This window comes from Citrobacter sp. C6_1 (assembly GCF_014596835.2).
GTDB classification, from domain to species: domain Bacteria; phylum Pseudomonadota; class Gammaproteobacteria; order Enterobacterales; family Enterobacteriaceae; genus Citrobacter; species Citrobacter pasteurii.
On record NZ_CP115031.1, the window covers coordinates 3912046 to 3938376 of the forward strand.

The following is a 26331-nucleotide window of genomic DNA, read 5'->3' on the forward strand; positions in this document are numbered from 1 at the left end:
GATAAAAAAAGGGTTTCTTTACAGAAACCCTTTCAAGATTATATTGCAGGTCCGGTTAACGCAATTATCACCGGACTCTTTGTTTATGACTTTTTGATCTGCGCGTGCATTTCCTGCACCGAGGTCACCTTCTCAGTGGCATCGGCATTCAGCGCCATCGCCGTCGCGAAACCGCCGTTCAGGGTAGTGTCATAATGCACTTTATACTGCAGTGCGCTGCGGCGAATCAGCTTAGAGTCTTCAATCGCCTGACGACCTTCGGTGGTGTTGATGATGTAAGTGTACTCGCCATTCTTGATACGGTCCTGAATATGCGGACGCCCTTCATGCACCTTGTTCACCAGACGTGGATTGATACCCGCTTCGCCCAGCACAATCGCCGTGCCGTGCGTTGCATCCAGCTCGAAACCAAACTTCAGCAGCTTCGCCGCCAAGTCAACCACGCGCTCTTTATCGCCTTCACGAACGGAGAGCAATGCACGACCCTGTTTTTTCATGGTGGAGCTGCTACCCAGCTGTGCCTTGGCGAACGCTTCCGCGAAGGTACGGCCCACGCCCATCACTTCCCCGGTAGAGCGCATTTCTGGCCCTAACAGCGGGTCAACGCCCGGGAACTTATTGAACGGCAGCACCACTTCTTTTACCGAGTAGTACGGCGGGATAACTTCTTTGGTGACGCCCTGCTGTGCCAGCGTTTTTCCGACCATTACGCGCGCCGCGACTTTCGCCAATGGTACACCCGTTGCTTTGGAGACGAATGGAACGGTACGTGCCGCACGCGGGTTCACTTCAATCAGGTAAACTTCGTTATTCTTCACGGCAAACTGGACGTTCATCAGACCGCGAACCTGCAGTTCGAAGGCCAGTTTCTGCACCTGCTGGCGCATTACATCCTGAATTTCCTGGCTCAGCGTGTACGCAGGCAGAGAACATGCGGAGTCACCTGAGTGTACGCCCGCCTGTTCGATGTGCTCCATGATGCCGCCAATCAGCACCATTTCGCCGTCGCAGATAGCATCGACGTCCACTTCAACCGCATCATCAAGGAAACGATCCAGCAGCACTGGCGCATCGTTAGAAACGCTGACAGCCGTCTGGAAGTAGCGACGCAGGTCGGCTTCATCATAGACGATTTCCATCGCGCGACCGCCGAGAACGTAGGACGGACGTACCACCAGCGGGTAACCAATCTCTTTTGCCTTTTCAACAGCCTGTTCAATGGCCGTTACGGTGGCGTTCGCCGGTTGTTTCAGCTTCAGACGGTCAACCGCGTGCTGGAAGCGCTCACGGTCTTCCGCACGGTCGATTGCATCCGGGCTGGTACCGATTACCGGCACGCCTGCTGCTTCCAGCGCACGCGCCAGCTTCAGCGGAGTCTGGCCGCCGTACTGCACGATAACGCCTTTCGGCTTCTCGATGCGCACGATTTCCAGCACGTCTTCCAGCGTTACCGGCTCGAAGTACAGACGGTCGGAGGTGTCGTAGTCGGTAGAAACGGTTTCCGGGTTACAGTTGACCATGATGGTTTCATAACCGTCTTCGCGCAGCGCCAGCGAGGCGTGTACGCAGCAGTAGTCAAACTCTATACCCTGGCCGATACGGTTTGGACCGCCGCCCAGCACCATGATTTTATCGCGGTCGACGGACGGATTCGCTTCACACTCCTCTTCATAAGTGGAGTACATGTAAGCGGTGTCGGTGGCAAATTCTGCCGCGCAGGTATCCACGCGCTTGTAGACCGGGTGCAGGTTGTACTGGTCACGCAGCTTGCGGATTTCCGCTTCGCGAACGCCGGCCAGTTTCGCCAGACGCGCATCGGCGAAACCTTTACGCTTCAGCATGCGCAGGAAGTCAGCGTCGAGGCCGTTGATGCCAAGGTCGGCTACTTTTTCTTCCAGGCGCACCAGCTCTTCAATTTGCACCAGGAACCAGCGGTCGATGTTGGTCAGGTTGAACACGCCGTCGACGGACAGACCCGCGCGGAAGGCATCGGCGATATACCAGATACGCTCAGCGCCCGCATCTTTCAGCTCCCGGCGAATTTTGGTCAGCGCTTCAGGGTCGTCCAGGCTTACTTTCGGGTCAAAGCCAGTCGCGCCGACTTCCAGACCGCGCAGCGCTTTCTGCAGAGATTCCTGCTGGGTGCGGCCAATCGCCATCACTTCACCGACAGATTTCATCTGCGTGGTCAGACGGTCGTTAGCACCGGCGAACTTCTCGAAGTTGAAGCGTGGAATTTTGGTCACAACGTAGTCGATGGACGGCTCAAACGAAGCCGGAGTGCGGCCACCGGTGATATCGTTCATCAGCTCGTCGAGGGTATAACCTACCGCCAGCTTGGCGGCAACTTTAGCAATCGGGAAGCCGGTAGCTTTGGACGCCAGCGCAGAGGAGCGGGAGACACGCGGGTTCATCTCGATAACAATCAGGCGACCGTTTTTCGGGTTTACCGCAAACTGGACGTTAGAACCGCCGGTTTCCACGCCGATTTCACGCAGTACCGCCATCGAGGCGTTACGCATGATTTGATATTCTTTGTCGGTCAGCGTCTGGGCAGGTGCTACGGTGATGGAGTCACCGGTATGGATGCCCATCGCGTCGAAGTTTTCGATGGAGCAGACGATGATGCAGTTGTCGTTTTTATCACGCACCACTTCCATCTCGTACTCTTTCCAGCCAATCAGCGATTCATCAATCAGCAGTTCGTTGGTTGGGGAAAGATCCAGACCGCGTTCGCAGATTTCTTCGAACTCTTCACGGTTGTAAGCGATACCGCCGCCGGTGCCGCCCATGGTGAAGCTAGGGCGGATAATGCACGGGAAGCCAACGTCAGCGGCAACCGCCAGCGCTTCTTCCATGGTGTGAGCGATGCCTGAACGCGCGGTGTCGAGACCAATCTTCTTCATCGCGATGTCGAAGCGACGACGGTCTTCCGCTTTATCAATGGCATCCGCCGTCGCGCCAATCATGGTCACGCCGAACTCAGCCAGTACGCCCTGGCGTTCCAGCTCCAGCGCACAGTTCAGCGCCGTCTGGCCGCCCATGGTTGGCAGCACCGCATCCGGGCGCTCTTTCTCAATGATTTTGCGTACCACTTCCCAGTGAATCGGCTCGATGTAGGTGGCATCGGCCATTTCCGGGTCGGTCATGATGGTTGCCGGGTTAGAGTTCACCAGAATAACGCGGTAACCCTCTTCACGCAGGGCTTTACACGCCTGCGCACCGGAATAGTCAAACTCACACGCCTGGCCGATAACAATCGGACCCGCGCCCAGAATCAGGATACTTTTTATGTCTGTACGTTTTGGCATGGCTCTTTTACTCCTGATTATTTCGCGGACTGACGGTATTGCTCAATTAACTCGATAAAGTGGTCGAACAGCGGTGCAGCGTCGTGCGGACCCGGACTCGCTTCAGGGTGACCCTGGAAGCTGAACGCCGGTTTGTCAGTACGATGAATCCCCTGCAGGGTGCCGTCGAACAGCGACTTGTGGGTCACGCGCAGATTGGCCGGCATGGAGGCTTCATCTACCGCAAAACCGTGGTTCTGCGCGGTAATCATCACCGTGTTGTTGTCGATATCTTTTACCGGATGGTTACCGCCGTGATGGCCAAACTTCATCTTAATGGTCTTCGCACCGCTCGCCAGCGCCAGCAGCTGATGGCCAAGGCAGATACCAAATATCGGAATATCGGTTTCGAGGAATTTCTGAATCGCGGTAATCGCGTAGTCGCACGGCGCCGGGTCGCCAGGGCCGTTGGACAGGAAGATACCGTCCGGATTCATCTTCAGAACGTCTTCTGCTGCGGTTTTCGCTGGAACCACCGTCAGGCGGCAGCCGCGGTCCGCTAACATACGCAGAATGTTACGTTTAGCGCCGAAATCGTAGGCCACAACGTGGAACGGCAGTTCATCGGCAGATTTGGCTTCCGGCAGGTCACCGGCCAACGTCCAGCTACCTTGCGTCCAGCTATACGGCTCCGCGGTGGTGACTTCTTTCGCCAGATCCATACCATTCAGGCCAGGGAAAGCTTTCGCTTTTTCCAGCGCCAGCGCGGCATCCGGGTTATCGCCCGCGATGATGCAGCCGTTTTGTGCGCCCTTTTCACGCAGCAAACGCGTCAGCTTACGGGTATCAATATCGGCAATCGCCACAATGTTATGGCGCTTGAGGTAAGAAGAGAGGTCTTCGGTATCGCGGAAGTTACTGGCAATCAGCGGCAGGTCGCGGATGACCAGACCTTGCGCATGTACCTGAGAAGATTCTGCATCGGCTTCATTGGTGCCGACATTACCGATATGAGGATAAGTAAGAGTGACGATTTGGCGGGAATAGGAAGGATCAGTGAGGATTTCTTGATAACCGGTCATTGAAGTATTGAAAACGACTTCCCCAACCGCCGAACCTGTTGCCCCTATGGCCCGACCGTGAAACTGGGTTCCGTCTTCCAGAACCAATAGCGCTGACTTAATCAAAACACCCTCCAGAGAATATTCACTCACTTTATTTGCATATTAATTCATTAACACATCATGAATCAATGCAAATTTGCTTACCTATGGATTTCTGGCAAACGGCGGCATTCTAGAGATAGCCCACGTAAAAGTCTACCCAAAAGGACAATTTTTATTATTATTTTGCGCCACTGACGAATTAACCCGCCACCAGGCATCAAAAAGATCAACTAACTTAGAGTGGAAAACGCTTGCGGAGCAGGAAGAGTATTAAATCTCATGAGAAAGAGATAAAAAGTAGACCAAATGGTCAAAATTCACATTTCACCAACACAAAATGATATGAAATCATATAAAAATAGAAAACCCAATAAAAAATCGACTTGAAATTGATAAAATAAAGGGCAATAAAATATTGCCCTATGTAATCAAATAATTACGACTACAATAACCACATCACGAAGGGTAGTAAACATTATAAATTGCGTAAATCAAGCACATCTCGCATATCAAAAAGGCCATTTGACTTAGATTTAAGCCAAACTGCCGATCTTACTGCACCGTTAGCGAATGTCATACGGCTGGAGGCTTTATGCGTAATCTCGATGCGCTCACCAATATCAGCAAACATCGCGGTATGTTCCCCAACAATATCTCCCGCACGCACCGTAGCAAAACCGATCGTGCCCGGTACGCGCTCGCCGGTGTAACCCTCACGGGAATAGACCGCGCAGTCTTTCAGATCTTTATCCAGCGCCCCGGCGATCGCTTCGCCCATCGCCAGCGCAGTGCCTGACGGCGCATCCACTTTATGGCGGTGGTGCGCTTCAATAATTTCAATGTCGGTATAGTCACCCATCACTTTCGCGGCTTTCTCCAGCAGCTTAAGCATGACGTTGACGCCCACGCTAAAGTTCGCGGCGAAGACGATGCCAATATCCTGTGCGGCATCGTGAATAGCCTGTTTACCCGCGTCATCAAAGCCGGTAGTACCAATCACCATGCCTTTGCCGTGCTGGCGGCAAAACGCCAGATGCGCCAGCGTGCCTTCCGGGCGGGTAAAATCGATGAAAACATCGAAATCATCTTTCACCGCTTCAAGGCTACTTTGTACCGTAACGCCCGTTTTCCCGGCTCCGGCTAACTCTCCGGCATCGCTGCCCAGTAAGGAAGAGCCTTCGCGCTCCAGCGCCGCGCCAAGCTGTACGCCTTCCATACCCAGCGTGGCCTGAATCAACTGACGCCCCATGCGTCCTCCGGCTCCCGCGATGGCAACGCGGATTTGTGCATCATGCATAGCTATTCTCTTTTGTTAATTTTACGTAAATCGTTTTCAGATTAACCAGCGTATCACTGCGCCGCCAGCCGAAAACATCGATAATTAGAATTTAATGATAAACAGGGAAAGATATCAGTAAAAGGCATGACGCCACGGAATAAGCAGCGTCATATTGTTATATAGCGTGGAAATCAGGGGGCCAGCGCCAGAACGTGCGCCACCCACTGCTGGAAACCCTCGACATCCAGCCCCAGTGCCACCTGGACATTAGCAGGTTGCCCCAGCCGCCCTTCGATATCTACTACCGTTGTGCCAGAGGTATATTCCCCCTGCGTTTCAACGGCGACAAAACAGGGCTTGAGCGTAAAGAGATCCGGGCGCACCAGCCAGGCAATAGCGCACAGGTCGTGCATGCGCAGCCCCGTATTCATACTGCCGCTACGGTAATGGCTAAACAGCGCGTGCAGCATTTTTCCCGTCTGGTTAAGCTGAGGCAACGTCGCCAGGTAGTCCGGGGCGAGCATAGCCTGGTTGGTCACGTCCAGGCCGCACATTACGATCTCCAGCCCACTCTGGAAGACTTTCGCTGCCGCTTCCGGGTCGATAGCAATATTAAACTCGGCGTTTGGCGTGAAGTTCCCGCGCCCGGCAGAACCGCCCATAATTACCAGGCGCTTAATGTTAAATACGCATTCAGGATAATGGGTCAGCAGCAACGCAATATTTGTCAGCGGGCCAATTGCCACCAGCGTCACGGGCTGTGAGGCATGCATCAGCGCATCGCGAATGGCCTGGAATGCGGGTTTTGCCATCGCCTGGCGGTCGTGCTCGACAAAATCATATCCTTCCATACCGGACTCACCGTGTACGGAAGCAGCATCGCGCAGCGGCCGCACCAACGGCATTGATGCCCCCTGCGCCAGCGGGATATCCACATTCCAGAAGTGCAGCAGTTGCAACGCATTACGGGTGGTTTTTTCCACCGACACATTGCCTGCGACAGTGGTCATCAGTTGCAGATCCAGCTCAGGGGCAAACAGCGCGGCGGCAATAGCGGCAGCATCATCAATGCCGGGATCGGTATCAAGAATGATCGGTAAGCGCATGGTTTCTCCATAAAAAAATGCCAGACGTTAGGTCTGGCATCTTCGCATAATCGTAACCTGAAAGACTTACTCTACTTCACGAACATCCACACGCAGCTCTTTCGGCACTTCAAAAACAATGTTTTCTTCGCGGCCTTCCAGCGGGATAGCCTCTCCACCGCCCAACTCCTGCAGGCGAGCAATCACGTTTTGCACCAGGATATCCGGCGCCGAGGCTCCGGCAGTCACGCCCACGCATTTCGCGGCTTTCACCCACGCTTCCTGGATATCAGTCGCATCATCAATCAGATACGCGGCTTTCCCCATTCGCTGGGCCAGTTCAGCCAGACGGTTGGAGTTAGAGGAGTTTTTCGAGCCGACCACCAGCACCACATCGGCCTGTTCCGCCAGCGCGCGAACCGCTTCCTGACGGTTGGTGGTGGCATAACAGATATCGTCTTTGCGCGGCCCGACGATTTTCGGGAAGCGTTGGCGCAGCGCGTCAATGACGTCAGAGGTGTCATCAACGGAGAGCGTGGTCTGCGTCATGAAGGATAATTTGCCTTCATTTTTCACATTCAGTTTCAGCACATCTTCCGGTGATTCAACCAGGTACATTCCCCCTTGCGGGTTGCTGTACTGGCCCATCGTGCCTTCGACTTCCGGGTGACCGGCGTGACCAATCAAAATCGACTCTTCGCCACGACGGCTGGCGCGGGCGACTTCCATATGTACTTTGGTCACCAGCGGACAGGTTGCATCAAAAACCGTGAGGTCGCGGCCTTTGGCTTCGTTACGCACCGCCTGAGACACGCCGTGGGCAGAGAAGATCAGGATCGCGCCATCCGGCACTTCGCTGATTTGCTCAATAAAAATAGCCCCGCGCTCACGCAGGCTATCCACCACATAGCGGTTATGCACCACTTCATGACGGACATAAATCGGCGCGCCGTAAATAGCCAGCGCGTTTTCGACAATGCTGATAGCGCGGTCTACGCCAGCGCAAAAACCGCGCGGGTTGGCCAACAGGATCTGCATTTTACGCCTCCAGTGCCGGTTCGACTTCCAGCACTTCAATATCAAAATGAACGGTATGCCCAGCCAGTGGATGATTGAAATCAACCGTGATCGAGTCACCGTTGATTTCGCGGATAACACCTGGCATCTCACTGCCGTCCATTGCGGTAAAGAGCATGATTGCGCCAATTTCTGGCTCGCCCGCGTCCATAAATTCCCGACGCGAGAAATACTGAATTAAGTCTGGACTTGATACGCCAAAGGCGGCATCCGGCTCCAGAGCAAAGGTGGTTTTATCGCCTTCTTTTAGCCCCAGCAGGTGTTGCTCCAGTCCTTCAGACAGAGAACCGTCGCCCAGGCGAAACAGCGCAGGCTTGCCGTTATTGCGGGTTGACTCTGCGGTGGAGCCATCGTCGAGCTTAAGGGTGAAGTGCACCAGCACCGCACTGTTACTCTGTACTGATTTAGACATGCAGGTTGCTCTTTAAAATTGCTGCCACCTGTGTGCCCGGTGGCGTTACGCTTACCGGGCCTACAAGGATCGCAGTAAATTGTAGGCCGGATTAGCATAGCGCCATCCGGCATTTTTTTATGCGGCTTTTTTCTCTTTCGACGGCAGGAAGCCTTCCAGCACAATCAATGCCGCCCCGATACAGATAGCTGTATCGGCCAGATTGAAGGTCGCGAAATGCCAGTCGCCGACGTAAAAGTCAATCATATCAACCACGAAGCCGTGCCACAGGCGATCGAACAGGTTACCCAGCGCACCGCCAATGATTAACGCATATGCGATGTTGTTCAGCTTCTGCGTCGCCTTCGAGCGATACATCATCACCATCAGGATGACGCAAATACCGATGGCGATACCGGCAAAGAACCAACGTTGCCAGCCGCCGCTGTCAGCTAAGAAGCTAAACGCCGCACCATAGTTACGCGCGTAGTGCAGATTAAGCGACGGAAACAGCGACACCGTATCCCCCAGAGCAAAGTTCTGGAGGATCAGGTATTTGCTGCCTAAATCGATAATCAGCACGACTACCACCAGCCACAGCCAGCGTAGTCCTGTTGAACAAAGAGGCTTACTCATCAGGCAAACTTACGTTGTTCGCCATCACCGGCGATGTTGCTGACACAGCGTCCGCAGATATCTGCATGTTCCGCCACCTGGCCGACGTCGGTAGTGTAATGCCAGCAGCGCGGGCATTTCTCACCTTCGGCTTTGCTCAGTACGATTTTCAGACCTTTGAGCAGTTCGCTCTGCTGAGCATCAGCAGGAGCAGCCGCATAATCCGCAACCGTCGCACCAGAGGTCAGCAGTACAAAACGCAACTCTTCACCCAGCGCGGTCAGTTTCGCCGCCAGCTCAGGTTCAGCGTACAGGGTCACTGCCGCTTCCAGAGAACCGCCGACTTTCTTATCCGCACGCGCCTGCTCGATAACCTTGTTCACTTCGCCGCGCACTTTCAGCAGCTCGTCCCAGTAGGCATCGTTCATCGCTTCGGTTTCACCTAAGCCAAACAGACCTTCGTACCATTCACCGGTAAAGACGTACTTCTCACGATCGCCCGGCAGGTAGCCCCAGATTTCATCGGCGGTGAAGGACATGATCGGCGCCATCCAACGAACCAGCGCTTCTGCAATATGGAACAGCGCAGTCTGGCAGCTACGACGCGCCCGGCTTTCCGCTTTCGCGGTGTACTGACGGTCTTTGATGATGTCGAGGTAGAACGAACCCATTTCTACGGAGCAGAAGCGCATCAGGCGCTGTACCACTTCGTGGAAGTCATAGGCTTCATAGGCTTTCAGGATTTCGTCCTGCGCCGCTTGCGCACAACCTACCGCCCACCTGTCCAGCACCACCATCTCTTCCGGTTTCACCATGTCTTTAACCGGATCGAACCCGTTCAGGTTCGCCAGCAGGAAGCGCGCGGTGTTACGGATACGACGATAGCTGTCGGCAGCACGTTTCAGGATTTCGTCAGAAACGGCCATTTCGCCAGTATAGTCGGTAGAAGCAACCCACAGACGCAAAATATCCGCGCCCAGTTTGTTCATCACGTCCTGCGGAGAAACGGTGTTACCGATAGACTTGGACATCTTACGGCCCTGACCATCCACGGTGAAACCGTGAGTCAGTACCTGACGGTATGGCGCTTTGCCTTTCATGGCGGTGGAGATCATCAGAGAAGACATGAACCAGCCACGGTGCTGGTCGGAACCTTCCAGATACATATCTGCCGCATGCCCTGCAAACTCTGGGCGCACGTCTACGACGGATGAGTGAGTTGAACCAGAGTCGAACCACACGTCCAGCGTATCCGGGACTTTGACATACTGGTCAGCTTCGTCGCCGAGAATATCTTTCGGATCGAGATCCCACCACGCCTGGATGCCGTCAACTTCAACCCGTTTGGCAACTTCTTCCATCAGTTCGATAGCGCGCGGATGCAGCTCTTCGGTGTCTTTATGGACAAACAGAGACATCGGCACACCCCACGTACGCTGACGGGAGATACACCAGTCAGGACGATTGGCAACCATCGACTCAATACGCGCCTGACCCCAGTCCGGGATCCACTGTACGCCTTTGATCTCTTTCAGCGACTGCGCGCGCAGGCCTTTCTGATCCATGCTGACGAACCACTGCGGGGTCGCACGGAAGATGATCGGTGACTTGTGACGCCAGCAGCATGGGTAGCTGTGCTGCATCTTCTCAACGTGCAGCAGCGCGCCTTTTTCGCTCAGCAGCGCAACGATTTTGTCGTTGGCTTTAAAGACGTTCACACCGTCCAGATCCGGATAGGTACCCGCCAGGTATGCGCCGTCCGGGCCAACCGGGTTAGCGATTTCCAGACCGTATTTCTGGCTGATGACGTAGTCATCCGGACCGTGACCGCCAGCGGTATGGACCGCACCGGTACCCGCGTCCAGCGTAACGTGATCGCCAAGGATAGCCGGCACGTCAAAGCCCATAAACGGATGGGTAAAGCGCAGCAGTTCCAGCTCAGCGCCTTTCACTGTGCCGAGAATGGTGTATTCAGCCGCGCCAATACGCTGCATGACGCTTTCAACCAGATCTTTCGCCAGAATCACAGCCTGGCCGTCAATCTGCACCAGCGCATAGTCAAAATCAGGTGCCAGAGAGATTGCGCGGTTCGCCGGTAACGTCCACGGGGTAGTGGTCCAGATAACCAGAGAGATCGGGCCGTTGACGTCAGAAACGCCAAACTTCGCTTTCACCGCATCCTGATCGGCAGCGTGGAACGCCACGTCGATGGACGGGGAGGTTTTGTCATAATACTCAACTTCCGCTTCCGCCAGCGCGGAACGGCAGTCAACGCACCAGTGCACCGGCTTCGCGCCTTTATGCAGATGGCCGTTGCCAATGATTTTACCCAGCGCGCGAATGATATTGGCTTCGGTTTTGAAGTCCATGGTCAGGTACGGATGCGACCAGTCGCCCAGTACGCCAAGACGGATAAAGTCTTTACGCTGACCGTCAACCTGCGTAGCAGCGTATTCACGGCACTTGGCGCGGAACTCAGCAGCGGTGAACTTCTCGCCCGGCTTGCCGTATTCCTGCTCTACTTTCAGCTCGATCGGCAGACCGTGGCAGTCCCAGCCCGGAACGTACGGCGAGTCATAGCCCGTGAGTCCTTTGGACTTCACGATAATGTCTTTCAGAATCTTGTTAACCGAGTGACCAATATGAATGCTGCCATTCGCATAAGGAGGGCCATCATGCAGAATGAAGGTTTTTTTGCCTTTTTTGGCCGCACGAATGATGCCGTACAGGTCATCATCAGTCCAACGCGCCAGCATTCCCGGTTCACGCTTGGCGAGATCGCCGCGCATCGGGAACCCTGTTTCCGGCAAATTCAGGGTTGATTTATAGTCACTCATCAGATTCTCGGTTCCGTATTTAAAACTCGTATAGGCATTAAGCCGGTTTTGTTAGCCCAAAAAATTCGCGGGCAGTCAACTCATCACGCGCAATCTGCGCTTTTAGTTCATCCAGCGAGGCAAATCGCTGTTCGCTGCGTATTTTTTTACGCAGCACTACATCTATATGGCGACCATACAGGTCCATTACAACGTCCAACAGATGGACTTCCAACTGTTGGCGTACGCCTGCTACCGTCGGACGGGTGCCGATGTTGGCGACGCCGGGGAAAGGTTTATCACCCAGTCCCATCACTTCAACCGCATAAACCCCTTTCACTGGAGACACCTGGCGACGCAGCGGTAAGTTTGCCGTCGGAAAACCGATAGTGCGCCCTAACTCGTCACCATGAACTACGCGTCCTGAGATAGTAAAAGGATGCCCAAGCAGGCTTTCGGCCAGTTGCAGGTTATCGTCTGCCAGCGCCTGACGTACCGCAGTGCTGCTGATACGCACTCCGCCCTCACAGAAGGTTTGGGTGCTGGTGATATCAAAACCATACTCTGCGCCCGCTTCCTGTAATAACAAGAAATCACCCGCACGGCTAGCGCCAAAGCGGAAATCATCGCCAACGGCAAGAAATTGTACACCAAGGCGCTTAACCAGCAGCTCGCTGATAAAAGTCTGCGCCGTTAATGCGGCAAAACGTCGGTCAAAACGCACGCACAGTACGTAATCCACGCCGCATTCCGCCAGATAACGCAGTTTTTCCCGCAGGCGTGTAAGGCGCGCAGGCGACTTGTCCGTCGCAAACAGCTCCAGCGGCTGCGGCTCAAAAATCATCACCATTACCGGTAAATTGCGTTTGCGCCCTTCTTCCCGCAACCCCTGCAGCAACGCACGGTGGCCACGGTGCACGCCGTCGAAATTACCAATAGTCAGCACACACCCATGCGGGGCCTGACTGAGATTATGTATGCCTCGTATCAGCTTCATGTCTGGCTCAAAACAGTGAAAATCGTGAAAGTATACCCTGTACCGCGGTCAACGTTAACCGGCGATTGTTTCTACGAAACAGAAAGAGGATGGTTTTCATTGTTATGAAACAAATTGACGCCCTTCACGGGCACACCAATGCAATTTTTCTCGTGGAAAAGCTGTATTCACGCCACGCAAGCTGGTAGAATCCTGCGCCATCACTACGCAACGAGTGCTGGAATTTAAACGGCGCTTATTTGCACAAATCCATTGACAAAAGAAGGCTAAAAGGGCATATTCCTCGGCCTTTGAATTGTCCATATAGAACACATTTGGGAGTTGGACCTTGGCTAATATCAAATCAGCTAAGAAGCGCGCCGTTCAGTCTGAAAAGGCCCGCAAGCACAACGCTAGCCGTCGCTCTATGATGCGTACTTTCATCAAGAAAGTATACGCAGCTATCGAAGCTGGCGACAAAGCTACTGCACTGAAAGCATTTAACGAAATGCAACCAATCGTGGACCGTCAGGCTGCTAAAGGTCTGATCCACAAAAACAAAGCTGCACGTCATAAAGCAAACCTGACTGCACAGATCAACAAACTGGCTTAATCGCCTGCTTGTTGTCGCTTTGTGAAAAAACCCGCGTAAGCGGGTTTTTTTATGTCTGCTTATTTGCTCACTGGCGTAAAGAGTGCGGAATAGTCCGCATTGCAAATACGCTGCACCGCCGGATGCTGGATCATCCTCTCCGCGAATATGGCGTGATACTCCTCCATCACATTCTCAACGCGTCCAATTTCAACAATAGAATCATCAGCATAGAAATTGTGTGAATACAGTGTAGGGGCAACGAATATAGCGTTATGCGTTGCGCCAAACGCTTTCATCAGCGCGGCGTCATCAAACTCGCCAAGGATTTCAACGTTCAGTCCTTGTGAGTTAATCCAGTTCAACAGCTTACGTCCAAGCATCGAACGACGACCGGGGATCAGCAATCGACGTTCTTCCAGACAGGCCGGAAACGGCTTCTCAGGCAGCGGATTGGTGCACCAGAAACTCACACAACACTCGCCAATTTTCACCGAGAATAGCCCTTCCTGCTGCGTTGAGTCGATCGGGCAATCGGAGATAATCATATCCAGCTTATGCTGGCTGAGCTGCTCCAGCAGCATCTCGTGCGTTGACTCAAAACAGCGCAGGTGGATTTGCTCGTTCTCAACCACCGCAGCATCCAGCACGCTGCTAACCAGTTGCTTCGATAATGCATCCGCCACGCCGACATCAAACAGCAAATTAGACTCTTTGCGATAGTTCACGATATCCAGCATCTCCTGGCTTAAGGTGAACATTTTATCCGCATAACGGAAAACTAATTCGCCTAACTCACTGGGTTCCAGCCCTCGCCCCTTACGCTTAAACAACTTCCCTTGTAAGCGTTCCTCAAGCGCTTTGATCTGCCCGGTAATGGTCTGCGGCGTCAGATAAAGCGCTTCGGCAGCCCCCACCACCGAACCTTCCTTATACACATGCCAGAAGTAATACAGGTGGTTGTAATTGATATGAGACATACTCTCTCCCTGAAAATTGTCACCAAAGCGTCAGCCGATCAGGCTGACACGTTCAATCGAGTGCGTAACCAGCAATAACCGATCACTGCCGACAGTAAAGAACCGATCAGGATCCCCAGTTTTGCCCAGTTAATCAGCTCTGGATCAACGCTGCCAAACGCCAGGCTGGCGATGAAAATCGACATCGTAAAGCCAATACCGCACAGAATACCCACCGCCATGATCTGTTGGAAATTCGTGCCTTCTGGCAACTGTGCCAGCTTCAGGCGGAGCGCCAGCCAGCAGAACAGGCTAATCCCCAGCGGCTTACCGATGAGCAGGCCAGCGATAATTCCCAGCGGCAGAATCGAGGTCAATCCATCCAGCGTAACGCCCTGCAGCGAAACACCTGCGTTAGCAAAGGCAAACAGTGGCAGAATCAGATAAGCCACCCACGGATGCAGGACGTGCTCCAGACGTTTCGCCGAAGAGCGACCATGCTTTTCCTTCAGCGGGATGAAGAAACCAACGATCACGCCCGCCAGTGTGGCATGTACGCCGGACTTCAGCACTGCCGTCCATAGCACGACGCCAACCAGAATATAAATACCGGTACGTCTGACACCGCACAGATTCAACACCGCCAGAATGAGAATTGCGAACGCGGCAACCCCCAATGAAAGCAGGGAAAGATCGCTGGTATAGAACAGTGCGATGATCACAATCGCGCCGAGATCGTCGATAATCGCCAGCGCCATCAGGAAGATTTTCAGTGCCAGCGGAACGCGACTACCCAACAGTGCCAGCACACCGAGCGCAAAAGCGATATCCGTTGCTGCCGGAATTGCCCATCCTTCACGAGTGATAGGGTCGGCATAGTTGAATGCCAGATACAGCAACGCCGGGACAATCATGCCCCCGATAGCGGCAATGATCGGAAACGCCGCCTGACGTAGGCTGGCAAGCGACCCCTGCATTAACTCACGCTTCACTTCCAGACCAATCAACAGGAAAAACACCGCCATCAACGCGTCGTTGATCCACAGCAGCATATTTTTGTTGATCTCAAGCGCGCCAACCCGCAGTTGGACAGGTGTTTCCAGAAAGTCGTGGTACCATCCACTGGTAACCCCGATATTTGCCATCAGCATAGCGACCACGGCAGCGATGATCAGAATGATGCCTCCCGAGGCGTCGCTACTAAAAAAACGATGCAGATGTTTCACTTTTATTCTCTCTATTGGGTGAATACTTCGTAATTACTATCTTACACCCCCAAAAAGCTCGTTAAAATTAGATTATTTATGATGTATGAATCGGTTTTTCCGAGCATTATCTAATGAGAGAACACAGTATTAGTTAGTCTGCATCTGAGTGATGCCTCGCATTAAACGCGTATCTTAGATGGTTCAGTGTTGCCGTCACATTTGCCGGAGACATACGGTTGAGGTGTGCCAGAAAAGGATGTGTATCGATAAAATGGATAAAGCGGGTCGCACTCACAAGCGTGGCGCTGCGCTGCATACTCGTTTTTCGGTTCTCCGTTAAGTTGCATACTGCCAGCGCGTAGTCACGCGTGGAGAATGTTCGCCAAACGTTATTACGGATGCCGCCCCCCAGAAACAACCTTGGCGGAATATCTTTTTGCGGTGCTGATTCTCCGCGTTCTCTCACAAAAGCAATATGGCAACGCCCTTGCTGAACATGCTGTATATTCGCCATCATGCATCCTCCCAGGATAAAGCATTCCTGATCGAGGTAATGCTGAATATTGAGAGAGCGTTCATCCGTGAGCATTTTAACCAACTCGAAATGGCGATAAGCTGGTAAAACGGGTTTAACTAACATCCCCGGATCATTTTTGTGCAATATTGCGGGGCCGTAATCCACATCAAAAAGCGTCTCCCGCCGCATCGTTATCACTTCTTTACGTTGCACAATATGCACCAACGTACCGGGGGGAAGGCGTTCTTCATAGTTAGAATAATACTGATACTCAGCTTCTACGGGATGAGCTGAGTAATTTGTGGTCACGGCAACAATTCGACCAGTATTCTCTTCTGCAGTGACCAACACATACAGAAAACTATCACCACCGTTAAATTTGATCCGAAAAGCGCGCGTGCTCATGGCGATATCAAATGTAGGAAAAGTAAATTCGCGTTCTGCCAGATTTGCGCTGCGAGAGAGTTTCTGTAACTCCCGATTCAACCCGGTGCTATCCAGCACGAGCGCGCTGCGAATATCCGAAAGCGTCGCACCTTCCTGAATCAGCGTAGCGAGATAATCCTGACGTGCATCTGTTTTCTGCCTGACAGGAGAAATAAATGTTTTATGACAACGCTGACAGTAAATACGCGGTTCTCCTTGCGCAGAAAAACCGTACTTTTTGAGTGAAATCCCCCCGCAATGAGGGCAGGATTTTATCAGCCCTTTCCATGCCTGATTGACCGACTGACAAAAACGGTTGAGCGACCGTTCCGAAATAATGGGGAAGAGAAAACCGCAGGCCCGGCATAGTATATTTTTCCCTTGGTTTTGGTAATCCGGGCTGTTCAACATACCCATATTTTTGCAACCGAGCGTTTTACAACTATCGACATTAATCCAAGAAAACATATTCACTCCCTGCGAATACGATAAGTTCAAGCAAATACTGATTTTATCTCTACAGGTGAAAAACCATTTTCGTAGAGTGTTTTCATGGCACTCATGGTCATTGCGGTATGAGAGAAAAACGCCTTATATCCCGCGCACAAATAGTTGTGATTTCTTTTACCTGATATTGACGGCAAAAAACGGTGCTTAGGACAACCGCCATAACAGGCGAACTGCCATGAGCAGGCGTCACACTCTTGTGCCATTGTGCGTCGCTTATCCTCGCCAAACTGCCGGTTTTTTTCGCTATTGTTCATCGCGCGCAGCGTCGAATCTTGAATGTTCCCCAACTTATATTGTGGATACACAAAGTGATCGCAGTTATACACATCACCGTTCATTTCCATTGCGAATACGCTACCGCAGGTTGGCGCAAACACGCATACCTGTGGCGGTAACCCACACCACGCCGCGAGCGTCTGCTCAAACATTTGTATGCCGATATCACCAATATCGTTACGGACCCAGACATCAAAAATAGCGTTGAGAAAATGGCCAAATTGCAATGAAGCAACCGACCACGGCATCATTCTTGTTTGTCCGCCTTCAGGATGTGCCAGACCAACATAGCCCTCTTCAGCGCTTCTTTCGATGAGCGGAATAAATTGCATATAGCGGCTGCCAATGCTTTTCAGATAGTTATAGACCCGCACCGGGTGAAGCATATTCGTGCGATTCACCACCGTCAGCGTATTAAATTCTACACCGTGGCGTACCAGGCATTTAACGGCCTGTTCAACTTTCCCATGCGTCGGTTTACCCGAACGAGTAACCCGCCATTCATCATGTAACGCGGCATCACCATCAATAGAAACGCCCACCAGGAAGGCATGCTGCTTAAAAAAAATAGCCCATTCGTCGTCAATCAATATGCCGTTAGTCTGGAAGGTATTTATAATCGTTTTACCGCCAGAATAACGCTGCTGCAATGCTAGCGCTCGCCGATAAAATACCAGCCCCATCAGCGTAGGTTCTCCCCCCTGCCACGCAAAAATCACGTCATTCACATCCTGCGCGGCAATATGCTGTTTGATGAATAACTCGAGCATGTCATCTGACATTCTGTAATTCGCTTTTCTATCCGGATAAAGCATCTCCTTTTCCAGATAAAAACAGTATTTACAGTCCAGATTACATACCGAGCCTGTCGGTTTAATCATGACCTGACAACTTTTTGTTTGCATCGCGATAGTTCCATAAACAAAAGAACCTGGCTCAACACAAAAGCGCTGAACCAGGCGGGCATAGCCCTAAGTGGCATACCTTATGTTTCTTGTAATTATTCAATTAGCCCCAGGTGACTGGCGTTGGCTTGTCACCGCGAGCTTTCATCAGCGAATCGTTGTCAATATCCTGTTTGTATTTCAGGAACTTGCCATACAGTTGTTTCTCGATTTCAGGTTGTTTCCCAATCTGATTAAGAGTTTCAAAGCGATCTTTTTTCAGGTTGTAGAGGTATTTGGGTTTATTTTCACGATCGATAATCATCTTCCAGTCACCATCACGGATCGCCCATTCGTCAGTAGGATCATCCTGGAACGGCATATCAATGCCAAAGATGAGTGGCTTCTGACGTGCTAACGTTTTCTGTTCCAGTAATGGAACCAGAGACTGCCCATCGTAGGTACGATCTGTTGGCAGTTTAAAATTCATCATGTTTGCTAACGTCGGCACCCAGTCAAGACCATAAACTGGCGTATCCGTTACCATCCCCTGCGGAATATGTTTACCGTACTTGATGATTGCCGGAACACGGATACCGCCTTCCCAAAGGTTATCTTTACGACCGCGAAGCCCATCCGTTTCACCCGCCATGTTCAGTTCATACACTTTGCGAGCCTCGCGTGTCACTGGGCCGTTATCACTGGTGAAAATGACAATGGTGTTATCTTCTTCCCCCATTGCCCTGATCTTATCCATTACTTTACCGACCTGAGCATCCATATAGCTGATGTTCGCGTAGTATTCACCCGTTCCTCGCCACGGCTTATCCGCCCAGTCGCCATAAAACAGATCCGGATGCTGTTTCTGGTAAGCGCTCATATATTGCGAATACATATCGAGGTACTTTTTCGGCGAGGCCAGCGGGCTGTGAACTTCCGTGAACGCGACATATAAGAAGAACGGTTTGTCGTCTTTCTTGTTATCCAGCCAGTTGACGACTTCAGAACTGACAAGCTCGCCGCTCATGGTGTCCGCACGACCAATATGCTGTCCATTACGAATCCAGCCAGTAGGATGCACCATGCCATAGCGGGGACGTTCTTTTGCGTTACCAAGCGTAGCATCCGTGACGAATCCCGCCGGGTTTACCAGGGTGTAGTCAAACCCCATGTCCTTCGCCTGCGGTTGATCGGTGCGATCGCCCCCGGCATTCAGGTGCAATTTCCCCATCATCGCCGTGTCATACCCCTGTTGCTTTAACAGGTTGGCAATCGTCAGTTCATTCCGTCCCAACGCGACATCTTTGCCTTCAGGGATCCAGGAACGGATCCCTGTACGGAATGGCATACGTCCCGTTAATAAACCAGCACGAGAAGGAGAGCACAGCGGCGCGGGAGCATAGTAGTCGGTAAATTTCACCCCTTCCTGCGCCAGCTTGTCGATATTAGGCGTTTTGACGATTTGATGGCCATAAGTCGCGAGATCGCCATAACCCAAATCATCAGCCATAATAATCACTAAATTAGGCTGTTTTGCTGAAGCTGCATATGTTGTTTGTAATGTGCTCCCGGCACATAATGCCAGTCCAACCAAACTCGCCACGACTGTTTTTTTCATTTCCGATCCTTTGGTTTTATTTAAAATGAATACCCAATCATATAAATCATCTGATCCCCGTAACCGTCATAACCCAATTTGTTTTCAAAATAACGATACGTCATCGTAGCTTTCCATCGTGGATAAAATTTCCACGCCAGTGTTAAACCGCCATTTAATCCACTCCGGCCAAATTGCTGCTCCGCATAAGCATCATTCCTATCAAGCTCAATTTCATTCCAGTCAGATAAAACAAATTTCTCGCCAAATAAGGTAAAGTTGTAAGCCGCAGTCCAGCCAATAACGTAGCCATTCCAGCCGCTGGTTTGTCCGTATCGTTGCGAGACATAATCGCCAGATTGATTATGCAAACCTATATAAGGTTTTAAAAACCCCCAATCTCCGCTCCAGCCGAGATAACCCAGCCCATAAAACATATCCAGATCGTCGCCCCATGCGTTATCCCACTGGCCATAAATCTTGCCAAAGAAGGTATAATCAGAATCAAAAAGACGCACATGGGTTATCGCCGACACTGTATGATTTCGACCGGCAACAGCATGATTTAAAACATTACTTTCAATAAATGAGTAAAACTCGGCTTCTCGGAAATTGACACCAAAATCAGCTGTTGCTTTCCAAACCTCGCCACGATGTACATTGACAAATCCGCTATTCCAGTCGGCATAACCGGCATTAATCGATCCAAAAGAATTTTTATACTCCAGAGCTTGTGCTGCATGGCTAAAAAGAGAGGGCACTGTAAGTATAAGACAAGTTAATAGTCCATTTTTTATCCGAGGCATTGAATGTATTCCCCACAATTATAATTAATCCATCAATAAATATTGTATTGCTGCGGTGAAAAATAATAATGGAATATAATGACAGGATAGTGATGTAAATCTCACATCAAGGAAGGTAGATCGTTATTACTGGAAGAGTGTCAGAATATGTTGTTTGAGAGGAGATAAGTAATTATTTCGCCAGAAATATAACTGTAGTTGCCTTTTAAATTAGGTGGATCGTGATTATTTATTGATGTTAAAACAATCACATCAACCAGGTATGCCCAGGTATGCGGCGGTGAATAACTAAAAAAGATGTTAGTTCTAAAACCGTAGCACTACTCCACACATCATACTATCCCAATAAGGTAAGATAATATTTCCGATGCCAATAAGGGTCTGGATATCCGTCTGCCTGGTAACAAAAAGGCCATCTCATCGCTGAAATGGCCTTTTCTCTACTTTTATTTTAGCGCGTCAAATCGTCAAAGAATTTCTTCACGCCATCGAAGAAGCTTTTGGAACGTGGGCTGTTTTGTTCACCCGTCGGGCCACCAAAGCTATCCTGCAGATCTTTCAGCAACTGTTTCTGCTTGTCGTTGAGGCCCACCGGGGTTTCAACAACCACACGGCACAGCAGGTCGCCCTGTGCGCCGCCGCGAACAGATTTAACGCCCTTGCCACGCATGCGGAATAGTTTGCCCGTTTGCGTTTCACCCGGAATTTTTAACTTCACACGGCCATCCAGCGTCGGGACTTCAATCTCGCCACCCAGGGCTGCCATTGCAAAGTTAATCGGCACTTCACAGTACAGGTTATTGCCTTCACGCTCGAAGATTGGGTGCTGTTTAACCTGCACCTGCACATACAAATCACCTGCTGGCGCGCCATGTTCACCGGCTTCGCCTTCACCAGACAAACGGATACGGTCGCCGGTATCAACCCCTGCCGGGATTTTAACGGACAGCGTTTTGCTCTTCTCAACGCGGCCATGCCCGTGGCATTTGTTGCATGGGTCTTTGATCAGCGTACCGCGGCCCTGACAGTGTGGACAGGTCTGCTGTACGGCAAAGAAGCCCTGGCGCATCTGCACCTGACCGGAACCGTGACAGGTTGGACAAGTCTGCGGCTGAGTGCCCGCCTTCGCGCCGCTACCGTGGCAGACGTCACACTCTTCCAGCGTAGGAATACGGATCTCTTTGGTGACGCCACGCACGGCTTCTTCCAGAGTGAGATCCATGTTGTAACGTAAATCAGCTCCACGTGAGGCGCGCTGACGACCACGACCGCCGCCAAAGATATCACCAAACACGTCACCAAAGATATCGCTGAAGTCAGCCCCGCCGCCAAAACCGCCGCCGCCGCCCATACCGCCTTGCTCAAAGGCTGCATGGCCGTACTGATCGTAAGCCGCACGTTTTTGTGCATCGGTCAGGATCTCGTACGCTTCTTTGATCTCTTTAAACTTGGCTTCGGCCTCTTTATCACCCTGATTGCGGTCCGGGTGATATTTCATGGCCAGGCGCTTGTAGGCCTTCTTGATTTCACGCTCTTCCGCTGATTTGGAAACGCCTAAAATCTCGTAATAGTCTTGCTTTGCCATTGGTTTTTTTAAGCCCCTTAACATACGAGCACGGGCGAAGAGGAAACCTCTACGCCCGTGCCGATTAACTACCCTGCATCAGGGCGATTATTTTTTGTCTTTCACTTCTTCAAACTCAGCGTCGACAACGTCGTCATCTTTCGCGTTATTTGCAGAAGCATCAGCGCCTGCTGCACCAGCCTGCTGCTGTGCGTGCTGCTGCTGAGCGATTTCCATCAGTTTCTGGGAAACCTGTGCCAGTGCCTGCATTTTCGCTTCGATATCCGCTTTGTCTTCGCCTTTCAGAGACGTTTCCAGCGCGGTCAGTGCAGACTCGATGGCAGCTTTGTCGTCAGCCGGCAGTTTGTCGCCTGCTTCTTCAACCTGCTTACGAGTGCTGTGCAGCAGATGGTCACCCTGGTTGCGGGTCTGAACCAGCTCTTCAAACTTACGGTCCGATTCTGCGTTCGCTTCTGCTTCGCGAACCATTTTCTGAATTTCTTCCTCGTTCAGACCAGAAGAAGCCTTGATGGTGATCTTCTGCTCTTTACCGCTGTTTTTGTCTTTCGCGGAAACGTGCAGAATACCGTCGGCATCGATGTCAAAAGTAACTTCGATCTGCGGCATACCGCGCGGAGCCGGGCTGATACCATCCAGGTTGAACTGACCCAGATCTTTGTTATCAGCAGCACGTTTACGTTCACCCTGCAGCACATGGATGGTTACCGCAGACTGGTTGTCTTCAGCGGTAGAGAACACCTGGCTGTGCTTGGTCGGGATGGTGGTGTTCTTCGCGATCAGCGGAGTCATTACGCCACCCATGGTTTCGATACCCAGAGACAGCGGGGTAACGTCCAGCAGCAGCACGTCTTTAACATCACCGGTCAATACACCACCCTGAACAGCAGCACCGATTGCTACGGCTTCGTCCGGGTTAACGTCTTTACGCGGTTCTTTACCGAAGAACTCAGCGACTTTCTTCTGCACCATCGGCATACGCGTCTGACCACCAACGAGGATAACGTCGTTGATATCAGATACGGACAGGCCAGCATCCTGCAGAGCAACTTTCAGCGGCTCGATAGAACGGTTAACCAGGTCTTCAACCAGGCTTTCCAGTTTTGCACGGGTCACTTTGATGTTCATATGTTTCGGACCAGTCGCGTCTGCAGTGATGTACGGCAGGTTCACGTCGGTCTGCTGAGCGGAAGACAGTTCGATCTTCGCTTTCTCAGCGGCTTCTTTCAGGCGCTGCATCGCCAGCGGGTCATTACGCAGGTCGATACCCTGATCTTTCTTAAACTCGTCAACCAGGTAGTTGATCATACGGCTATCGAAGTCTTCACCACCCAGGTGGGTATCACCGTTGGTTGCCAGAACTTCGAAGGTTTTTTCGCCGTCAACTTCGTCGATTTCGATAATAGAGATATCGAAAGTACCACCACCGAGGTCATACACCGCGATAGTACGGTTGCCAACTTCTTTATCCAGACCGTAAGCCAGCGCAGCTGCGGTTGGTTCGTTAATGATACGTTTTACTTCCAGACCTGCGATACGACCGGCGTCTTTGGTTGCCTGACGCTGAGCATCGTTAAAGTATGCAGGTACGGTGATAACTGCTTCAGTTACCGGCTCACCCAGGTAATCTTCAGCCGTTTTCTTCATTTTTTTCAGCACTTCAGCAGAAATCTGCGGCGGTGCCAGTTTCTGACCTTTTACGTCAATCCATGCATCACCGTTGTCAGCACCGATGATTTTGTACGGCATGATGGCTTCATCACGCTGTACTTCTTCGTCCTGGAAGCGGCGGCCAATCAGGCGTTTAATCGCAAACAGGGTGTTTTGCGGGTTTGTCACTGCCTGACGTTTAGCCGGCTGACCAACCAGAGTTTCACCATCCTGGGTATAAGCAATGATAGAAGGCGTGGTGCGATCGCCCTCGGCGTTCTCCAGCACACGTGCAGTAGTGCCATCCATAATCGCTACACAAGAGTTGGTAGTACCCAGGTCGATACCAATAATTTTACCCATCTAAACGTCTCCACTAAAAATTCGGTCATCATGTGGTTGTGAATCTGTAATAAGGGCGAAACGTGCGGTTTCAACTACCCTGAATCGTTTTTTTTCAGACTCACCACTGCGGTTGCTTACAAGATGGGGTCGTAACCCACGTCATCAAGGGGGGCATGAAAATTTTTTTTAGCGTCGTGGCGATAAAATCGTAGAAAAAAGGCAAAAAGCCGAAAAAAATGAATAGTCGCCAATTAAAATTAATTCATAAAACCAATTAAATTGACAAAATCATTCACGATAAAATTGTAATAAAAAGAAAAGATTACAAGCATGAATCGTGATTCTGACAGCGGTAAGATGGTCTGAAACGACACACTTTTACAGCCGTCAAAGAGAAATTCCATGAAATCCGTATTAACCCTTTCCGCCAGCCTGCTTATGGGCCTGCTGCTAAGCGGCGCCGCACAAGCGAACGATCATAAACTCCTCGGCGTGATCGCCATGCCCCGTAATGAAACCAACGATCTGACGCTGAAACTTCCCGTTTGCCGCGTGGTGAAACGCATTCAACTTACGGCCGATCATGGTGATTTACAGCTCAGTGGTGCATCGGTTTATTTCAAGGCTGCCCGCATGTCCAACCAGAGTCTGAACGTGCCTTCGTCCATCAAAGAAGGGCAAACGACCAGTTGGATCAACATCAATAGCGACAACGACAATAAGCGCTGCGTGAAAAAAATTACCTTCTCCGGCCATACGGTGAACTCTTCTGATATGGCGACGCTGAAAATCATCGGCGACGACTAATTCCGTATACTTTTATTCAGAAGCCATAGAAACATGAATGTCACCTATTTGAATGACGACGATCTCGACTTTCTTCAGCATTGCAGTGAGGAACAGCTCGCCAATATTACCCGCCTGCTTACACATAATGAAAAGGGGAAAGCCCGTCTGTCGAGCGTTCTCAACCACAACGATTTATTTAAATCGATGGAAGGACATCCGGAACAGCACCGCCGCAACTGGCAACTGATCGCTGGCGAACTGCAGCATTATGGGGGCGACAGCATTGCCAATAAACTCCGTGGACATGGAAAATTATATCGAGCAATTTTGCTGGACGTTTCGAAGCGTCTGAAGCTTAAAGCTGATAAAGAGATGTCCACGTTCGAAATTGAACAGTCTCTGCTGGAGCACTTTCTACGCAACGCCTGGCAGAAAATGGATGCAGAGCACAAGCAAGAATTTCTGCAGGCGGTCGATGCAAAAGTTTATGAACTGGAAGAACTGCTACCGTTATTATTGAAGGATCGTCACCTGGCAAAAGGTGTTTCTCACCTGCTCTCCGGCCAGTTAACCAAAATTCTGCGAACCCACGCCGCCGTCAGCGTAATCGGGCACGGGTTACTGCGCGGGGCCGGACTTGGCGGCCCGGTAGGTGCGGCCTTAAACGGGGTTAAAGCGGTAAGCGGCAGCGCCTATCGGGTGACGATCCCGGCTGTACTCCACATTGCCTGCCTGCGCAGAATGCTCAACCACACACAAGCGTGATGACCATCACAGGGAAAATAATTCATTTTCCCTTCGTTAGATCATAGACAGTGCCCTCTCCCCTGATTATTATGCCGCGCCCCGAAGACAGCGATCGTTATTCGGGGAAACTATTTCACCATTCAATCAATGATGATTTTGAGGAATTATGGGCAACACTAAGTTGGCTAATCCGGCACCGCTGGGCCTGATGGGCTTTGGCATGACCACCATTCTGCTTAACCTGCACAACGCGGGTTTCTTCGCTTTAGATGTTATTATTCTGGCGATGGGCATTTTCTACGGCGGTATCGCGCAAATTTTTGCCGGTCTGCTGGAATATAAAAAAGGCAACACCTTCGGTTTAACCGCCTTTACCTCCTACGGTTCGTTCTGGCTGACGCTGGTTGCGATCCTGCTGATGCCGAAAATGGGCCTGGCAGATGCAACAAATGGTCAGTTCCTGGGCGCTTACCTGGGTCTGTGGGGCGTGTTCACTCTGTTCATGTTCTTCGGTACGCTGAAAGCCGCGCGCATGCTGCAGTTCGTATTCCTGAGCCTGACCGTGCTGTTCGCCCTGCTGGCCGTTGGCAACATTGCAGGTAACGAAGCAATCATTCACGTAGCGGGTTGGGTTGGCTTAGTGTGTGGCGCAAGCGCCATTTACCTGGCGATGGGTGAAGTGCTGAACGAACAGTTTGGCCGCACCATCCTGCCGATTGGTGAAGCGCACTAATCTGCCTTTATCCCC

Annotated in this window: 21 protein-coding genes and 1 pseudogene; 4 read left to right on the forward strand and 18 right to left on the reverse strand. The window is 51.5% G+C overall.

From position 1 onward, the window contains the following. Positions 1-83: 83 nt before the first annotated feature. The 10 genes and pseudogenes from carB to IB196_RS18835 all read right to left on the reverse strand — a co-directional run bounded on the left by carB (position 84) and on the right by IB196_RS18835 (position 12927). Entirely contained in the window at positions 84-3311 is a 3228-nt protein-coding gene (gene carB, locus IB196_RS18790; RefSeq protein ID WP_005124094.1) for a carbamoyl-phosphate synthase large subunit, read from the reverse strand. A 17-nt stretch (positions 3312-3328) separates the two neighbouring features. Further along, positions 3329-4477 carry a glutamine-hydrolyzing carbamoyl-phosphate synthase small subunit gene (carA, locus tag IB196_RS18795; protein WP_040230177.1) on the reverse strand — a complete coding sequence of 383 codons (1149 nt, stop codon included), beginning with the start codon at positions 4475-4477 and terminating at the stop codon, positions 3329-3331. Between the two features lie 454 nt (positions 4478-4931). Continuing rightward, the gene (gene dapB, locus IB196_RS18800) at positions 4932-5753 is read right to left on the reverse strand and encodes a 4-hydroxy-tetrahydrodipicolinate reductase (protein WP_005124090.1); all 822 of its coding nucleotides are present in this window, start codon (positions 5751-5753) and stop codon (positions 4932-4934) included. A 173-nt stretch (positions 5754-5926) separates the two neighbouring features. Then, entirely contained in the window at positions 5927-6841 is a 915-nt protein-coding gene (rihC, locus tag IB196_RS18805) for a ribonucleoside hydrolase RihC (RefSeq protein ID WP_040230178.1), read from the reverse strand. Positions 6842-6907: 66 nt separating this feature from the next. After that, positions 6908-7858: a 4-hydroxy-3-methylbut-2-enyl diphosphate reductase gene (ispH, locus tag IB196_RS18810; protein WP_005124087.1), complete on the reverse strand. Its 951-nt coding sequence runs from the start codon at positions 7856-7858 to the stop codon at positions 6908-6910. A 1-nt stretch (position 7859) separates the two neighbouring features. After that, positions 7860-8309, reverse strand: coding sequence for an FKBP-type peptidyl-prolyl cis-trans isomerase (fkpB, locus tag IB196_RS18815; RefSeq protein WP_003018929.1), 450 nt, complete (start codon positions 8307-8309; stop codon positions 7860-7862). A gap of 117 nt (positions 8310-8426) precedes the next feature. Beyond that, positions 8427-8924 carry a signal peptidase II gene (gene lspA, locus IB196_RS18820; protein ID WP_003018932.1) on the reverse strand — a complete coding sequence of 166 codons (498 nt, stop codon included), beginning with the start codon at positions 8922-8924 and terminating at the stop codon, positions 8427-8429. After that, the gene (ileS, locus tag IB196_RS18825) at positions 8924-11740 is read right to left on the reverse strand and encodes an isoleucine--tRNA ligase (protein WP_005124083.1); all 2817 of its coding nucleotides are present in this window, start codon (positions 11738-11740) and stop codon (positions 8924-8926) included. The genes lspA and ileS overlap by 1 nt, the downstream gene beginning before the upstream one ends. A gap of 37 nt (positions 11741-11777) precedes the next feature. Then, on the reverse strand, positions 11778-12716 hold the full coding sequence (gene ribF, locus IB196_RS18830; RefSeq protein WP_188232446.1) for a bifunctional riboflavin kinase/FAD synthetase: 939 nt from the start codon (positions 12714-12716) through the stop codon (positions 11778-11780). Positions 12717-12723: 7 nt separating this feature from the next. Then, positions 12724-12927 (reverse strand): annotated as a pseudogene (locus IB196_RS18835) (DUF2575 domain-containing protein). Between the two features lie 117 nt (positions 12928-13044). On the opposite strand from IB196_RS18835, the gene rpsT reads away from it, so the two are divergent. Beyond that, the gene (gene rpsT / locus IB196_RS18840; protein ID WP_003018940.1) at positions 13045-13308 is read left to right on the forward strand and encodes a 30S ribosomal protein S20; all 264 of its coding nucleotides are present in this window, start codon (positions 13045-13047) and stop codon (positions 13306-13308) included. A gap of 59 nt (positions 13309-13367) precedes the next feature. On the opposite strand, the gene nhaR is transcribed toward rpsT, so the two are convergent. The 8 genes from nhaR to dnaK form a co-directional block, all read right to left on the reverse strand. Beyond that, complete coding sequence (gene nhaR, locus IB196_RS18845; protein WP_188232445.1) at positions 13368-14267, reverse strand: transcriptional activator NhaR; 900 nt, start codon at positions 14265-14267, stop codon at positions 13368-13370. Positions 14268-14305: 38 nt separating this feature from the next. Beyond that, positions 14306-15472 carry a Na+/H+ antiporter NhaA gene (gene nhaA, locus IB196_RS18850; protein WP_188232444.1) on the reverse strand — a complete coding sequence of 389 codons (1167 nt, stop codon included), beginning with the start codon at positions 15470-15472 and terminating at the stop codon, positions 14306-14308. Between the two features lie 133 nt (positions 15473-15605). After that, positions 15606-16865 (reverse strand): IS1 family transposase, encoded by a 1260-nt coding sequence (locus tag IB196_RS18855; protein ID WP_149691189.1) that lies wholly within the window; start codon positions 16863-16865, stop codon positions 15606-15608. 26 nt (positions 16866-16891) lie between these two features. After that, the gene (locus IB196_RS18860) at positions 16892-18088 is read right to left on the reverse strand and encodes an anaerobic sulfatase maturase (protein WP_188232443.1); all 1197 of its coding nucleotides are present in this window, start codon (positions 18086-18088) and stop codon (positions 16892-16894) included. A gap of 103 nt (positions 18089-18191) precedes the next feature. Beyond that, positions 18192-19685: a sulfatase-like hydrolase/transferase gene (locus IB196_RS18865; RefSeq protein WP_149691188.1), complete on the reverse strand. Its 1494-nt coding sequence runs from the start codon at positions 19683-19685 to the stop codon at positions 18192-18194. Between the two features lie 20 nt (positions 19686-19705). After that, on the reverse strand, positions 19706-20470 hold the full coding sequence (locus tag IB196_RS18870; protein WP_040230187.1) for an outer membrane protein OmpK: 765 nt from the start codon (positions 20468-20470) through the stop codon (positions 19706-19708). Between the two features lie 451 nt (positions 20471-20921). After that, positions 20922-22055 carry a molecular chaperone DnaJ gene (gene dnaJ, locus IB196_RS18875; protein WP_003837322.1) on the reverse strand — a complete coding sequence of 378 codons (1134 nt, stop codon included), beginning with the start codon at positions 22053-22055 and terminating at the stop codon, positions 20922-20924. Positions 22056-22142: 87 nt separating this feature from the next. After that, complete coding sequence (dnaK, locus tag IB196_RS18880) at positions 22143-24065, reverse strand: molecular chaperone DnaK (RefSeq protein WP_188232442.1); 1923 nt, start codon at positions 24063-24065, stop codon at positions 22143-22145. A 384-nt stretch (positions 24066-24449) separates the two neighbouring features. On the opposite strand from dnaK, the gene IB196_RS18885 reads away from it, so the two are divergent. From IB196_RS18885 to satP, 3 genes are all read left to right on the forward strand, one after another. Then, a complete protein-coding gene (locus IB196_RS18885) occupies positions 24450-24854 on the forward strand; it encodes a DUF2541 family protein (RefSeq protein ID WP_188232441.1) in 405 nt (134 codons plus the stop codon). A gap of 33 nt (positions 24855-24887) precedes the next feature. Next, entirely contained in the window at positions 24888-25601 is a 714-nt protein-coding gene (gene msyB / locus IB196_RS18890; RefSeq protein WP_149691187.1) for an acidic protein MsyB, read from the forward strand. A 148-nt stretch (positions 25602-25749) separates the two neighbouring features. After that, a complete protein-coding gene (gene satP / locus IB196_RS18895) occupies positions 25750-26316 on the forward strand; it encodes an acetate uptake transporter (RefSeq protein WP_003018969.1) in 567 nt (188 codons plus the stop codon). Positions 26317-26331 lie beyond the last annotated feature (15 nt).

Coding starts and splice junctions, on each gene's coding strand:
- carB (WP_005124094.1), bottom strand. CDS start 3,311: ATGCCAAAACGTACAGACATAAAAAGTATCCTGATTCTGGGCGCGGGT.
- dapB (WP_005124090.1), bottom strand. CDS start 5,753: ATGCATGATGCACAAATCCGCGTTGCCATCGCGGGAGCCGGAGGACGC.
- rihC (WP_040230178.1), bottom strand. CDS start 6,841: ATGCGCTTACCGATCATTCTTGATACCGATCCCGGCATTGATGATGCT.
- ispH (WP_005124087.1), bottom strand. CDS start 7,858: ATGCAGATCCTGTTGGCCAACCCGCGCGGTTTTTGCGCTGGCGTAGAC.
- fkpB (WP_003018929.1), bottom strand. CDS start 8,309: ATGTCTAAATCAGTACAGAGTAACAGTGCGGTGCTGGTGCACTTCACC.
- lspA (WP_003018932.1), bottom strand. CDS start 8,924: ATGAGTAAGCCTCTTTGTTCAACAGGACTACGCTGGCTGTGGCTGGTG.
- ileS (WP_005124083.1), bottom strand. CDS start 11,740: ATGAGTGACTATAAATCAACCCTGAATTTGCCGGAAACAGGGTTCCCG.
- ribF (WP_188232446.1), bottom strand. CDS start 12,716: ATGAAGCTGATACGAGGCATACATAATCTCAGTCAGGCCCCGCATGGG.
- nhaR (WP_188232445.1), bottom strand. CDS start 14,267: ATGTCTCATATCAATTACAACCACCTGTATTACTTCTGGCATGTGTAT.
- IB196_RS18855 (WP_149691189.1), bottom strand. CDS start 16,865: ATGTTTTCTTGGATTAATGTCGATAGTTGTAAAACGCTCGGTTGCAAA.
- IB196_RS18860 (WP_188232443.1), bottom strand. CDS start 18,088: ATGCAAACAAAAAGTTGTCAGGTCATGATTAAACCGACAGGCTCGGTA.
- IB196_RS18865 (WP_149691188.1), bottom strand. CDS start 19,685: ATGAAAAAAACAGTCGTGGCGAGTTTGGTTGGACTGGCATTATGTGCC.
- IB196_RS18870 (WP_040230187.1), bottom strand. CDS start 20,470: ATGCCTCGGATAAAAAATGGACTATTAACTTGTCTTATACTTACAGTG.
- dnaJ (WP_003837322.1), bottom strand. CDS start 22,055: ATGGCAAAGCAAGACTATTACGAGATTTTAGGCGTTTCCAAATCAGCG.
- dnaK (WP_188232442.1), bottom strand. CDS start 24,065: ATGGGTAAAATTATTGGTATCGACCTGGGTACTACCAACTCTTGTGTA.
- IB196_RS18885 (WP_188232441.1), top strand. CDS start 24,450: ATGAAATCCGTATTAACCCTTTCCGCCAGCCTGCTTATGGGCCTGCTG.
- msyB (WP_149691187.1), top strand. CDS start 24,888: ATGAATGTCACCTATTTGAATGACGACGATCTCGACTTTCTTCAGCAT.
- satP (WP_003018969.1), top strand. CDS start 25,750: ATGGGCAACACTAAGTTGGCTAATCCGGCACCGCTGGGCCTGATGGGC.